The following is a 14,824-nucleotide window of genomic DNA, read 5'->3' as shown; positions in this document are numbered from 1 at the left end:
ACAAATGCTGTAACCCAATTGATCCCACATCCCCTGAACAGGGGAACGGCCACTGGATGCAGTCTGAACTGAATGAAAAAATGCCCGGCTACTTTTGGCAGCCGGGCATTCCATGCAGATCTCTTGCGATTGCCAGCCTACCAGACGATATGCCCGAGAACATCCGCGGTGTTGACACCTTGCAGGGTGATGACATTGCCGCCGCCCAGATTGATGACGGTATCGCTGCCGACCTGGGTGACCAGGCCGTTATTGGCAACGCCGTGCGTGTAGGCGTTGATGTTGAGGCTATCGCCGTCTGAGCCATTGAAGTCGGTCACCGTGTCGGCACGGCTGCCGGCTTCGAACAGGAAGATGTCCGCACCCAGCCCGCCGGTCAGGATGTCCGCCCCGCCCTTACCGTTCAACGTATTGTTACCGGCGTTGCCGATCAGGGTGTTGACCTGGTTGTTGCCGATGGCGTCGATGTTGTCGGCGCCGGTCAGTTGCAGGGTTTCGACCAGGCGCCCCAGCAGAGAGTAGCTGACGCTGGAGAAGATCAGGTCCGTGCCTTCGCCGGCATTCTCGACAACATTGTCGGCCGTGTTCTGGACATAGTAGCTGTCGTTGCCCAGGCCGCCGGTCAGGGTATTGATACCGCTGTTGCCGGTCAGGACGTTGTTCAGCCCATTGCCCGTGGCTCTGATGTTGGCTGTACCCGTCAGAGTCAGGTTTTCCAGGTGATCGCCAAGGGCGAAGGTCGCCGAGGACAGGACGGTGTCGGCGCCCTGGTTGAGCCCTTCGGTCACGGTTTCCGACGACAGGTTGACGATATAGGTGTCATTGCCGTCGCCACCGGCGAAGGTATCGTAGCCCGCGCCGCCATCCAGCAGATTGTTGCCGGCATTGCCGTTCAGCATGTTGGCCAGGCTGTTGCCGGTGGCATTAACATTGGCTGATCCGGTGAGTGTCAGGGTCTCGACATGGCGCTTATTGAGGTCGTAGCTGATCGATGAGAAGACAACATCATTGCCTTCACCCGAGACTTCGACGACATCGTCACCCACCGTCTGGACGTAGTAGCTGTCGTCACCCAGACCACCCGTCAGGACGTTGACCGCGCTGTTGCCGGTCAGGCTGTTACCCAGGCCGTTGCCGGTGCCATTGATCGTGGCGACTCCCGTCAGGACCAGGTTTTCGAGGTTCACGCCCAGGGTGAAGGTCGCCGCCGAGCGCACAGTATCCGTACCTTCATCGGCATTCTCATTGACGACGTCGCCGATGGTGTTGACAACATAGGTGTCGTTGCCCGCCCCGCCGGCCATGGTGTCGTTGCCTGCGCCGCCATCGATCAGGTTGTGGCCGGCATTGCCGTTCAGGGTGTTGGCCTGGCCGTTTCCGGTCGCGGTGAGATCGTCCGAGCCGGTCAGGTTCAGGCGTTCGGCAAAGCGGCCAGCCAGGCTGTAGCTGACCGAAGCGACGACCAGGTCATTGCCTTCACCATTGGCTTCGACGACATTGTCCGTCGCGTTCTGGACCCAGAAGGTATCGTTGCCCAGGCCGCCCGTCAGGACGTTGATGCCGGTGTTCCCGATGATGACGTTGTCGCCGGCGTTGCCGGTGCCGTTGATATTGGCCGAACCGGTCAGGGTCAGGTTCTCGACATTGATCCCCAGGCTGTAGGTGATCGAGGCTTCGACCGTATCGCTGCCCTCGTCGGCCGCTTCCACGACCGTATCGCCGTCCGCGATGACGTAGGTGTCGCTGCCGCCACCTCCGGTCAGAGTATCGAGACCGGCACCACCGGCCAGGGTGTCCTGGCCGTCCAGGCCGCGCAGCACCTCGTCCAGGCCGGAACCGGCCAGGCTGTCGTTGCCGCTGGTGCCCGCAATCAAGTGATTCAGGGTCAGGCTTACCGTGGCGATATTGCCGTCTGCGAAACCATCATTGGCGCGGAAGGTGAAGCTGTCACTGCCGTAGTAGCCGGCATCGGGCATGTAGGTGAAGGCACCCGTCACCGCGTCGAAGGCCGTGAGGGTACCGTGGGCCGGACCGGCGACGATGGCGTAGGTCAGGATATCGCTGTCACCGTCGGTGGCCGTGACGGCGCCCGTCATGGCCTCGCCCTCGATGCCGCCGCCGATAGCCTGGTCGGCCGCAACCGGCGCTACCTGAAGCACGGCGGCGATCTCGAAGGTGCCGTCGGCGAAGCGGATATATTCAACGCCGCTGACCGTATCGGTGCCTTCTGGTCCGTGGACGGTATAGACCCCGCCCGAGACCGTGACGTCATAGGCGCTGCGGGCGCCGCTGAAGGCCACGGTGTCGTCGCCCAGACCGCCCGTGAGGGTGTCGTTGCCGTCACCGCCCGTCAGGAGGTTGTTGCCGCCGTTGCCGGTGATCAGGTTGGCGAGCGCATTGCCGGTGCCGTTGATATGGCCGGGCCCTTGCAGGCTGAGGTTCTCGACGTGAGCCGCCAGGACGTAGTCGGCCGCGTCGGACAGGACCAGATCGGTCCCGCCGCCGTCGCTCTCGACGATCAGGTCGGCAGCGTCGTCAACGGCATAGGTGTCGTTACCGCTGCCGCCGGCCAGGTTGTCCGCCGCAGAACCCCCGTTCAGAACGTCTTCGCCATTGCCGCCTGACAACTGGTCGGCGTCGTCGTCGCCGATCAGGGTGTCATTGCCGTCGAGACCGGTGAGGCTATCCTGGCCGCCGAAGCCACGCAGGAAGTCGTTGCCCGAGGTGCCGGCCTTGTCGTCGGCGATCGTGCTGCCGTCGATAATGACGCCGAAGTTCGACGCCGTGACATCAATCAACTGGTCAGCAAACTGCAGATACTCGACGCCCGAGAAATGGTCTGTGCCTTCGTCGCCATTTTCGGGGAAGTTGTCGACGATGATGTAGCCGCCGGCCTCGTCGGAGACGATCGTGTACTGGTCGCGCGGACCGGCGAAGATCGCCGTATCGCTGCCGTCGCCGCCATTCAGGGTGTCATTGCCGAAGCTGCCGGTCAGAACGTCATCGCCTGTACCGCCAGTAATGTCATCATTGCCGGCGTTGCCGGAGACCGTATCGTTGTCCGTGCCGCCATCCAGCACATCGGCATTGCCGCCACCGGTGACGTTGTCATTACCCGCGTCTCCCGAAAGGCTTCCGCTGCCGGACAGCGCGTCATTGCCCGCACCACCGATGAGCGTGCCTGAGCCGCTGACAGCGTCATGACCGTCACCGCCGTCCAGCGTGCCGGTGCCGGACAGGGTGTCATTGCCAGCACCTCCGCTTAAGGTGTTATCGCCGCTGGCGTCGCTGAGGTTGTCGGCACCGTCATCGCCGGCCAGGCCGTCGTCGCCGGTTCCTCCGCTGACAACGTCATCGCCTTCACTGCCCCAGATAAAGTCGCTGCCGGCGCCCCCGTCCAAAGTGTCGTTGCCGGCATCGCCGTTCAAGACGTCGCTGCTGTTGCCGCCGAACAGGTTGTCATCGCCATCGTCGCCATGCAGGGTATCGACGCCGTCACCGCCTTCGAGCCTGTCGTCATCGCTGCCGCCGCTCACTGCGTCGTGGCCCAGGCCGCCCAGCAGGACATCGTTTCCGAGGCCGCCGGCCAGGCTGTCGTCACCGGCACCGCCATCGCCATGGTCATGGCCGTCTCCGGCCGCGATATCGTCGTTGCCGTCACCGCCGAACAGCAGATCATTGCCGGCCAGGCCGGTGACCGTGTCATCGCCGAGGCCGCCCGCGATCGAGTCGTCGAAGGCCGTCCCCGTCAGATCATTGTTGTCGTCCGTTCCGGCGACGATATCGCCGCCCGACAACGCTGCTTCACCGTCGGCAAAGACCAGATGTTCGACCTCGCTGATAAGGTCGGTCGACAGATCCGCCAGGCGCACAACGGCATAGCCGCCGCCATCGACCGCCATCAGGGCGTAGCCCGCGCGGTTGCCGGCGATGTTGACGCTATCGTTGCCGTCACCGCCGTTGATGCCGTCGGCCGCGCTGCTGCTGTTGATGACGTCGTCGCCCGCGCCGCCACTCAAAGTGCCGGAACCGGAAACCGTATCGTTGCCGTCGCCGCCATCCAGTGAGACCGTGCCCGAACCGTTCAGGACGTCATCGCCACCGTCGCCGCGCAGATCTCCGGTGCCGCTGACGGTGTCATTGCCGTCACCGCCAAAGAGCAGGTTGTCGCCCTGGCCATCGGCGACCAGGTCATCGCCCTCGCCGCCATAGACGCTGTCCGCGCCAGCATTGCCGTTCACGGTGTCGTTGCCGGCGCCGCCGTCCAGCAAATCGTCCTGATCGCCGCCCGCCAGATTGTCGTTGCCGTCACCGCCCAGCAGGTAGTCCTCGCCGCCGCCGCCGGTGAGGGCATCGTTGTCGGCCCCACCGTCGAGACGGTCGTCTTCGTCGCCACCGTTCAGCACATCGTTGCCGGCTTCGCCATAGACCAAGTCGGGTTCGGTACCACCGTCAACGGTGTCGTTGCCGTCCTCGCCGTGGATTTCGTCGCCACCGGCCAGGCCGGAGATCGAGTCATTGCCCGCGCCGGCCCATATGGTGTCGTCGCCTGAGCTGACATCGTTCGAACCCGGCCGGTCAGAGGTCACATCGTCGCTGGACTGGTCGGTGATGGTGTCGTTGCCGGTGCTGCCGGTGTAGGTATAGCCGTAGTTCGGTGTTCCCTGATACGCGGCGTCGGCAAAGACCAGACTGTAAACACCATAGAGGGTGTCCTGGCCTTCCGGCGTTCCGCCGCGGTTGTCGGTGACGATGATAACGCCGGCATCCTCAACAATGGTGTAGTCGTTGCGGTTGCCGCTGTAGTGGGCAACATCGACTCCGCCGCCGCCATAGATCCTGTCGTTGCCACCTTCAGCATAAAACGCGTCGTTGCCGGCATTGCCGAACAGGCGGTCATCGCCGCCGCCGCCGTGGAGGGTGTCGTTGCCGTCACCGCCTTCGACGCGATCATAGCCATTGCCGCCGTTCAGCAGGTCGTCGCCGTCGTCGCCGGCCAGGCTGTCGTCGTTCTCGCCGCCGCCTTGCGTATCGTTGCCGATGCCGCCGCTCAGCGTATCATTGCCGTAACCGCTGCTGAGCAGGTCATTGCCGGCCTCACCGGAGACGCTCTGGTCGGCGAAGTAGGGCCAGATTTCGGAAACGGTGTCGTTGCCGTCGCCGCCAAAGACCTGGGCCGCACCGGTGAGTTCGATGGTATCGGCGCCGTCGTCGCCCGACAGGGTGCCGGAGCCGCGGATAAAATCGTTGCCCGCGCCGCCGCTGATCGTGCCGTTGCCGTAAAGGGCATCGGCGCCGTCGCCGCCCGACAGGCTGTCCGTGCCACCATCCCCGTAGACGGTGTCGTTGTCATCCCCGCCCAGGACGGTGTCGTTGCCATCACCGCCACGGACCTGGTCTTCTCCGGCACCCGCGTCGACATGGTCGTCGCCATCGTCGCCGTAAACCACGTCATAGCCGCTGCCGGCCAGAACACTGTCATTGCCATCGCCACCACGAACGATGTCGTTGCCATTGCCGCCCGACACGGTGTCGTCCCCGCCCAAGCCGACGAGGCTGTCGTCGAGACCGCCGCCCGACAGGCTGTTGCCATTGCCGTCGCCGGTATGGATGTCGCCGGCCGTGCCCGAATTAAGGGCCAGATTCACATCGGCAAAAGATGCTGTTTCGACGCCGTTAAGTGCGTCTTCACCTTCGCCGGAACGATTGGCGACAACGGCGTAGCCGCCGAGGCCATCCTGAACGACGGAATAGTAGATGCGGTTCCCGCCATAGCTGGCGGTGTCGTTGCCGAGACCGCCCGAAATCACGTCGTCGCCGGCGCCACCGTTTACGAGGTCGTCGTCGTCACCGCCGTCGATGGTGTCATTGCCGGTCCCGCCGGACACCGTGTCATTACCGGTGCCGCCCAGCAAGCTGTCGTCGCTGTGATTGCCGGAAATGACATCGTCGCCGGTCGAACCATCAAGGGTTTGCGCGCCGTCCGAGCTGTACGGATCCCAGCCTGCCAGGGTGTCGTTGCCGCTGCCGCCGTCGCCGGTGCCGCCGCCGACGATGTAGAGGACGTCTGCGTCGGAGTCGCCGAAGCCCTGATTCCAGGCGTAGATGGTGTCGTTGCCGGCATCGCCGAGCAACTGACCATTGCCCCACAGCCAGTCATCGCCGGCATTGCCGGACGCCAGGCCGCTACCGCTATTGGTGATGGAGTCGGCACCGTCGCCGCCGGACAGCAGGTTGGCGCCATCGCCGCCGGAGAGGGTGTCATTGCCGTCTTCGCCCAGAACGATGTCGTCGCCGGTCCCGGCCAGAAGGCTGTCATCGCCCAGGCCGCCACCCAGCGTATCGCCGCCATGGCTGCCATCGATCGTGTCGTTGCCGTCACCGCCGCCGGCCGCATCATTGCCTTCGCCGGCATAGAGGTGATCCTGGCCTTCGCCACCGGCCAGGTTGTCATTGCCGCCGTCGCCGTAGAGGACGTCGTTGCCGTCATTACCCGACAGCGAATCGTCGCCCTGGTCGCCGGTCAGGCGGTCATGGCCGCCGTTGCCGGCCATGGTATCGTTGCCAATGTCGCCAAAGATGATGTCATCGCCGGAGGTGCCGTTCAGCACCAGGCCGACATTGCTGTAAGGCTGCACGGCCAGTTCAACATCGCTGAACACCAGGGCTTCGACGCCGAACAGGGTGTCGGAACCGTCAGGACCATTGACGACGATCTCGCCGGTAACGAAGCCATCACCGTCAACATCATAGGTAATGACGTAGGAACCACCGGTGATGGTGATGTGGCCCGCGACGTTGTCGATGACGTAGCCGGCGATATAGCCGCTGAAGTAGGCGCGGTCGGAGCCGGAACCGCCATAGATGGCGTCATTGCCAACGCCGCCGCTCAGGGTGTCGTTATTCTGGCCACCGATCAGGGTGTCGGCGCCACTGGAGCCATAGAGCTGGTCTTCGCCGAGGCCGCCGTCGAGATAGTCGTCGGACGACTGGCCGTACAGGGTGTCGTGGCCTTCCCCGCCGCGACCGGTGCCACCATTGACGTAGACGGCGTCATGGCCTTCGCCGCCATCGGCGGTGCCCGACGATGTGACGACGGTGTCGTTGCCGGCATCGCCGAACAATTGGCCCGTCCCGGAGACAGAGTCGTTGCCGTCGCCGCCCGACAGGTCGCCATTGCCGCTGATCGTATCGTTGCCGAGACCGCCATCCAATACATCCGTGCCGGAGCCGCCGGTGATGGTGTCATTGCCGGCACCGCCCGAGACGGTGTCGTCGCCCGCGCCGCCGTTCAGGGTGTCGGCGTCGTCGCCACCGTCGACCACGTCATTGCCGTCACCGCCGAGGATCGTGTCCTCACCGGCATCGCCCGAGACGCTGTCATTGTCGGTACCGCCGTCCAGGACGTCGAAACCCGTGCCACCGGTGACCGTGTCGGCACCGCTGCCGGCGCTGACGATGTCGTTGCCGCCACTCGCTGCAATGTCTTCTGCCGTCGCGCCGCCGGTGATGCTGTCGTCATAAGCGCTGCCAGTCAGGGTGACATCGCCGCTGCCGATGATGATGGTACCGGTATTGCCGGCCGAGACGACCAGGTCACTATCGGAAAAGCGGACGATTTCCACCGTCGAGAGTTGATCGCTGCCGTCCGTGCCGCGGTTGTTGACGGCGTAGTAGCCGCCAGCACCATCGCGGATGACGCTATAAAGGGCACGGTTGCCTGAAAGGCCGGCCACGTCCGCGCCGTCGCCGCCGTCGATAACATCGTTACCCAAACCGCCTGTCAGAGTGTCATCATCGCCGCCGCCGCTGAGGGTATCGTTATCCTCGCCGCCGCTCACCACGTCGTTGCCGGCGCCGCCCGACAGGCTGTTGGCGCCACTGTTGTCGCTGAGCGTGTCGTTGCCGGCATCGCCGCTCAGCGTATCATTGCCGTAGTAGCCGGTGATCTGGTCATCGCCCTCGCCGCCCGCAGCGCTATCGTCGCCCCAGTTGGCGGCGATCGTGTCGCTGCCGGCACCGCCCAACAGGGTCTGCGCGCCGTCGAATCCACCTGCACCATAGAGATAGTCATTGCCCTCGCCACCTTCGGCGGTCGCGCCAGCATAGGCGGCGATGGTGTCGGCTCCGGCCTCGCCCTTCAGGCTGCCGGTGCCGGTGATCTGGTCACCGCCAGCGCCGCCTTCCAGCGTACCGTTGCCGATCAGGACATCGCCGTCGTCGCCGCCCTGCAGCAGGTTGTTGCCGGCCCAGTCGGTCAGGCGGTCTTCACCATTGCCGCCGACCAGGGTGTCATTGCCGGCGCCGCCGTCCAGGCTGTCGCGGTCGAAATCGGGATTGCCGTCGGTATTGCCGTCGGCATCATCGCTGTAGCCACCGGCTGCGCCGTCGCTGCCGTACAGCACGTCATTGCCCGTCGCCCCAAGCAGGGTGTCGTCGCCCGACCCACCGATCAGGGTGTCGTTACCATAGTCCCCTTTCAAAACATCATTGGCCAACCGCCCCAGCACAACGTCATGGCCTGAACCTGCCTCGACCTGGTCGCCGCCGGAACCGGCATCGATGGTGTCGCTGCCAGTCAGGTCCAGCGCATTGAACGGCGCCGGTCCCGGGATGACATCATCGGCGCCAGTGCCGATTACGACTACACCCGCCGCCGACGCGCTCAGCTCGTACTCGCCATCGTCGAACATCAGCAGTTCGACTGCGGTCAGTTCGTCGCTGCCTTCGGGTGCGCCAGGCCGGTTGTCGGTGACCGTGGTCACGCCGCCCACCGTCGAGATAGTGTAATCCGAAGCATTGCCGGAATAGATGGCGACGTCGTAGCCACTGCCGCCGGCGATGGTATCATTGCCGTCCTGGGCGCTGTCACCCAACAGGATGTCGTTGCCGTCGCCGCCGTCCAGCATATCGGCGCCTGCCATGCCGCGCAGCTTGTCGTCGCCGGCGCCGCCATAGAGCGATTCCGCGCCCGCGCCGCCGTCGACACTGTCATTGCCGGCATCGCCGAAGCCTTGGCCTGCCACGGTGACCTGGTCGTCGCCCTCGCCGCCGGACAGAGAGCCCGAACCGACCAGGGTGTCGCTGCCCGTACCGCCCGCCAGCGTGTTGTCACCGGTCGTGTCGTTCAGGTAATCGTTGCCGTCGCCGCCCGCCATCGAGTCGTCGCCGCTCTCGCCGTACAGCTGATCATTGCCGTCACCGCCATCGGCGGTGTCGTCGCCATTGCCGCCGGCGAGATAGTCATTGCCGGTGCCGCCGCTCAGCTCGTCCTGGCCGGTTTCGCCATAGAGGGTGTCGTTACCCTCTGCGCCTGACAGGCTGTCTTCGCCATAGTTGCCGTAGACGATGTCGGCGCCGTCGCCGCCGTTGGCCGAGTCGTTACCGATACCGGCAGTGAGGGTGTCGGCGCCTTCCAGGCCCGAAATCGTGTCGTCGCCAGAGGTGCCAGCCAGGGTTTCGGACACGGCCGTGCCGGTGACGGGGCTGCCGGTATTCAGCGGCGTGCTGACAATATCATCGTAGAAGCTGAGGATTTCGATGCCGGTCAGGGTCTTGGTGCCCTGTGGCGAGCCGACGCGCAGGTCGGTGAGCGTGATGACGCCGGTGCCTTCGTCATAGCTGACGCTGAACTCGCTGCGGTAAGCGGCGATGACCAGGGTATCGCGTCCGTCGCCGCCGGCAACCGTATCGTTACCGCCATAGACATGGACCGTATCGTCGCCGGTGCCGCCGTCGACCGAGTCGCTGGCGCCCGAACTGTAGATCAGGTCGGCCCCGGCCCCGCCCAGCAGGGTGACGGCCTGGCCGGCATAGTAGGCGTTGAGTGTGTCGTTGTTGTCGCCGCCATCCAGGGTGCCCGCGCCGGTCAGGCTGTCGCTGCCCGCCCCGCCCGACATCGTGTTCGTGCCACTATAGTCCTCGACCGTGTCGTTGCCCGTGCCGCCCGACAGCGAGTCGTTGCCGGCTTCGCCGTACAGCAGGTCGTTGTCGGCCCCGCCGTCGATCGTGTCGGCGCCATTGCCAGCGTAGACCGTGTCGTTGCCGGCGCCGCCTTCGACGCTGTCGTCGCCCTGGTCGGCCGACACGGAATCGTTACCGCCCAGCGCCAGGATGATTTCACCCGCCGCCGTGCCGGCGATGGTTTCGCCGTCTTCGGTACCGGTGATGGTCTCGACCTCGTTGGTGACGTCCTGGTCGTTGAAGCGCAGGGTTTCGACGCCGGTGATGATCTTGGTCTCGCCCTCAAAGGCGTTCCGCAGGTCAACCAGGGTGACTGTGTCGCCAACGCGCTCGAGGGTGAAGTCAGCGCGATTGCCCGAAATGACCGCAATGTCGTTGCCGGCGCCGCCGTCGATGGTGTCGCTGCCAGTATCGGTGACCATGGTATCGTCGCCGGCGCCGCCGGTGATGATATCCTCGTGGCTGCCGCCGGTAATCGAGTCGTTGCCCTCGCCGCCTTCCAGGGTGTTGGGCAGGGTGGTAATGGCCGAAGAGACACCGCCGCCGGTATTGCCGGAGTGGCCGATCAGGGTATCGTTGCCGTCACCGCCGATCAGGTGGCTGCCCACCGAAGTATAGCCGCCCCAGAAATAGTAGTTGGTCTGGACATGGTCGTCGCCGTCGCCGCCGTCCAGCGTTCCCGCGCCATAGAGGGTATCGTTGCCGGCATCGCCGGTGACCGAGTTGCCATCGCCGTAGCCCGCATCGATATAGTCGTCGTCAGCGCCGCCGCTGAGGGTGTCGTCGCCGTCGTCGCCATAGAGCGTGTCGTTGCCGGCATCGCCGGACAGGGAGTCGTCGCCCAGTTCGCCATAGACCTGGTCGTTGCCTTCGCCACCGGTGACGGTGTCGTGCGAGCCGCCCCCGCTGACATAGTCAGCCCCTGCGCCGGCGTCGACACTGTCCTCGCCGCCACCGGCATAGACCGTATCATTGCCGTCGAACCCGGTGATGGTGTCGTCGGCTATGGTCCCTACCAGTTGCTCGGAATCCGCCGTTCCGTCGATAACTTCACCGTCAAAAACAGCTTCTCCGTCATAGAACTGGATGACCTCAGCACCGGTAATGACGTCGGTCGCGCCGTTCATTCCCGAACGGTTGTCGGTGATGGTGACGACGCCGGTCACGTCATCACGGTCCAGCGTGAAATACTCCATATAGGACTGGATGATGACTGTATCGAAGCCCAGACCGGCATCGATCGTATCATTGCCGTCGCCGGAATAGATGGTGTCGTCGCCGTCGCCGGCATCGATGACATTGTCGCCGTCGGCATTGCCGCCGCCGATATAGTCGTCGCCGTCGCCGCCCGACATCACATTGGCGCTGTCGGTGTTGTTCTCGTTGCCATACAGGCTGTCATTGCCCGCGCCACCGGTCAGGGTCGCGCCTAAGGTGCTCGATGACGACCAGCCGTAATTATCGAGATAATCGTTGCCTTCGCCGCCATCCAGCGCCCCCGCGCCGTAAAGGCTGTCATTGCCTTCACCACCGGACATGCTGTTGTTGCCGCGGCCGCCGTAAACATAGTCGTCGCCGCTGCCGCCCTCGGCCGTGTCGTTGCCGTCTTGAAGGTAGATGTAGTCGTTATCGGCACCGCCCGAGATGCTGTTGTTACCATGACCGGCGTCGATATTGTCGGCGCCGTCACCACCAATGACCGTATCGTTGCCGCTGCCGCCGTAAAAGGTGTCGTCACCGGTGCCGGCATCGACGGAATCGGCCCCGCCATCGCCATAGATGTAGTCGTTGCCGCCGAGGGCGGTGATGGTGTCGTTAGCACCCGTTCCTGTCAGGGTTTCGCCGTCATTGGTACCGGTGAAGACCTTGCCTTCTCCGGTAATGGCGCGATCATAGAAGGCAATGATCTCGACACCAGTAATCGTATCACTGCCGGCGCTCGACCATTCGCGCGTGTCGGTGATGGTATAGCTGTCGGTCACTTCGTCGTAGGTGACATCGAAATCTTCGTAGTCGCCGCCGATCGATACGGAGTCGAACCCGAGTCCGCCATCGAGCGAGTCATCGCCGTCGCCGCCGTACAGCGTATCGTCACCGGTACCCCCTGTGATGATGTCGGCGTTATAGCCACCCTGAAGGCTGTCGTCGTCTGCGCCGCCATCAATGGTGTTGGCGCTTAGGGTGTTGTAGGCATAGGCCTGAATGTAGTCGTTGCCGTCCCCACCGCTGACGCTGTCGCCATTTTCGCCCGAGCCGCTGTAGCCGTAGATGGTGTCGTCTCCGGCGCCGGCATCGACCTGGCCGCTGCCGTAGATATAGTCGTTGCCCTCACCACCCGAGATCGTGTTACGACCGGAGGTGTTGATGTCATCATTACCCAGGCCGCCATCGATTACATCACCGCCATCCTGGGCGTTGATGTAATCATTGCCATCGCCGCCCGTGAGTGTATCAGCCCCGTTTTCGGCATAAAGGTTGTCGCTGCCAGCGCCGCCGGTCATCGAGTCGGCATTGGCCCCACCCTCGAGGCTGTCATCACCCTCGCCACCGATAAGCGTATTGGCGCTGTCGGTATTGTTGTCATTGCCACTGAGATAATCATTGCCGTCGCCGCCGTCGAGGCTGTCGCCGGCCGTGCCGATATGGGCATTGTAGACGGAGTCATTACCAAGGCCGCCGATGATCGTCCCTGAGGCTTCGATATAGTCGTTGCCGTCGCCCGCCGTGATATGGCTCAGGTCATGGTAGTCGGCGATGGAGTCATCGCCCGCGCCGCCCAGATAGGTGTCAAGTCCGAGGTCGCCGCTCAAGCTGTCGTTGCCCGCGCCGCCGTCCAGGCTGTCGTCACCGCTCCCGGCACTGAGACTGTCGTTGCCACCCAGGCCACTCAGTTCATCATTGCCATCATAGCCATAGGCGGTGTCGTTGAAGGCGCCGCCTGTCAGGGTATCGTTGCCGTTCGTGCCAATAATGGCAACGGGACCGTCGGCCGGATCGGGCGTATAAAACTGGATGGTCTCAACGCCGGTCAAGGTATCAATCCCGCCCGGCGCATTGTCGCGATTGTCGGCGACATAGGTATAGACGACGCCTTCGATGGTCTCTTCGGACACCGTATAGTCGGATTCCAAGCCGTCGAAGCGTGCGACGTCAGTGCCGTCGCCACCCGCCAGACTGTCATTGCCCAGACCGCCGGTCAGGGTATCGTCACCCAGCCCCCCGGACAGGGTGTCATTGCCTTCGCCCGCCGACAGGGTATCGCCCGAGTTGGTACCTAGCAGGTTGTCGTCATAGACCGTGCCCAGGAAGTTGAAACCACCCGCCAGGCTGAACGGTGTTGCATTGACGATGATTTCCGACTTCTGGGCATAGTCGGTTGTCCCGCTCATTTCGTTGAGGAAATGCCCGACTAAATAGACGGAATCGCCGTCATTGCCATAGTGCAGGATCAGGCCACTGTTCACATAGCCCAGGACGTCATCATATTCGAACGTGCGCTCGGCCCAGATCGACGGCAGGGCGACCGGTACAGCAAATGTGACAACATCGGCGTCACCCGCTTCGTCTCCGCCAATCGTGTCTTGCCCGCCTGTAATGACGTAGGTGTCATTGCCGGCACCGCCCAGCATGTTGTCGCCGTCGACGCCACCGGTCAGGCTGTCATCTCCGTCATGACCTTGCAGACTGCCGCCGCCGTCAAAACCTTCGATCGTGTCGTTGCCGTCAAAGCCCTGCAGATCGTCGTAGTTTTCGCTGCCGCGGAAATGCCAGTCGGCCAGGTTCAGGCCATAGGAGATGCCGCCGACAATCAGGGTGGTAACGGTATTGTAGTCCGTGGTGTCGGTGACCCGGTTGCGGAATTGCCCGATCAACTGGAGGCTGTCAGTGGCACCGTAACGGATGATCAGGTCATAAAGGCCATAGCCCAGCATGCTATCGTAGCCGGAGACGCGCTGGAACGAGATATCGCTATAGTCGACATCGCCCGTGATCTCGACGACTTCGGTGTCGGCGCCACCCCCGTTCGACAGATGAACGCGGTCATGGCCATCGCCCGCTGCAAAGACGTAACGGTCGCTGCCTGCCTCACCAAAGAGATCATCGCTGTCTCCGCCGCCGGTCAGGGTGTCGTTGCCGTCGCCGCCGTAAAGGTAGTCGTAATCTCCGCCGCCAATGATCTGGTCGTCGCCGTCCCGGCCGCGCAGCGTGTCGTAGCCCAGCAAGCCGTTGATCGTGTCATTGCCGGAGGTGCCCTGAATGTTATCGGACCAGTCACGGCCGGTCAGCGCCATCCCGCCCGTCAGGCTGTAGGTCTGGCCGCCAATGATCAGGCTCTGGATCTGGGGTGAGCCGGTCGTCCCCCAAACGTCGTCATTGAATTGATTTTCCAGCACGATGACGTTTTCGTCGTCACCTTCGCCGCCATAGCGGATGATCAGGGTGGTGTAGCCGTAACCATAGCCCGGGGTATGACCCTGGGTAATCTCGAACGTCACATCGTCGATGGTAACGTCGCCCAGGATCTCGATGACATCACTGTCGCTTACACTGCCTTCCGAAACGCGGATATAGTCATAGTCCGTACTGTCGCCGAAGGTAAAAACAAAGCGGTCATCGCCACTACCGCCGTGCAGGACATCCACGCCGACACCGCCGACCAGGGTGTCATTGCCTGTGCCGCCGTAAAGGTAATCGCCCCATTCGCCACCCAGCAAGCTGTCATTACCGCCGTCGCCGTGGAGATAGTCGCGATTTTGCCCCCCCGACAGGGTGTCATTGCCGTCATTGCCGCGGGCACTGTCCTCACCGCCCGCGCCGGCAAAGGTGTCGTCGTTCTCGGTACCGATGTAGTTGACCATGT

General features: G+C 63.5%; 1 protein-coding gene. It reads right to left on the bottom strand.

What is annotated here, in order from left to right:
* Positions 1-137 precede the first annotated feature (137 nt).
* Entirely contained in the window at positions 138-14,822 is a 14,685-nt protein-coding gene (locus tag ABAC402_RS41190) for a rhizobiocin RzcA (RefSeq protein WP_023449790.1), read from the bottom strand.
* Positions 14,823-14,824 lie beyond the last annotated feature (2 nt).

This window comes from Asticcacaulis sp. AC402 (assembly GCF_000495835.1).
GTDB lineage: Bacteria > Pseudomonadota > Alphaproteobacteria > Caulobacterales > Caulobacteraceae > Asticcacaulis.
Note: the sequence above shows the minus strand (reverse complement) of the source record. Positions and strands in the feature narration are given on the sequence as shown.

Coding starts and splice junctions, on each gene's coding strand:
- ABAC402_RS41190 (WP_023449790.1), bottom strand. CDS start 14,822: ATGGTCAACTACATCGGTACCGAGAACGACGACACCTTTGCCGGCGCG.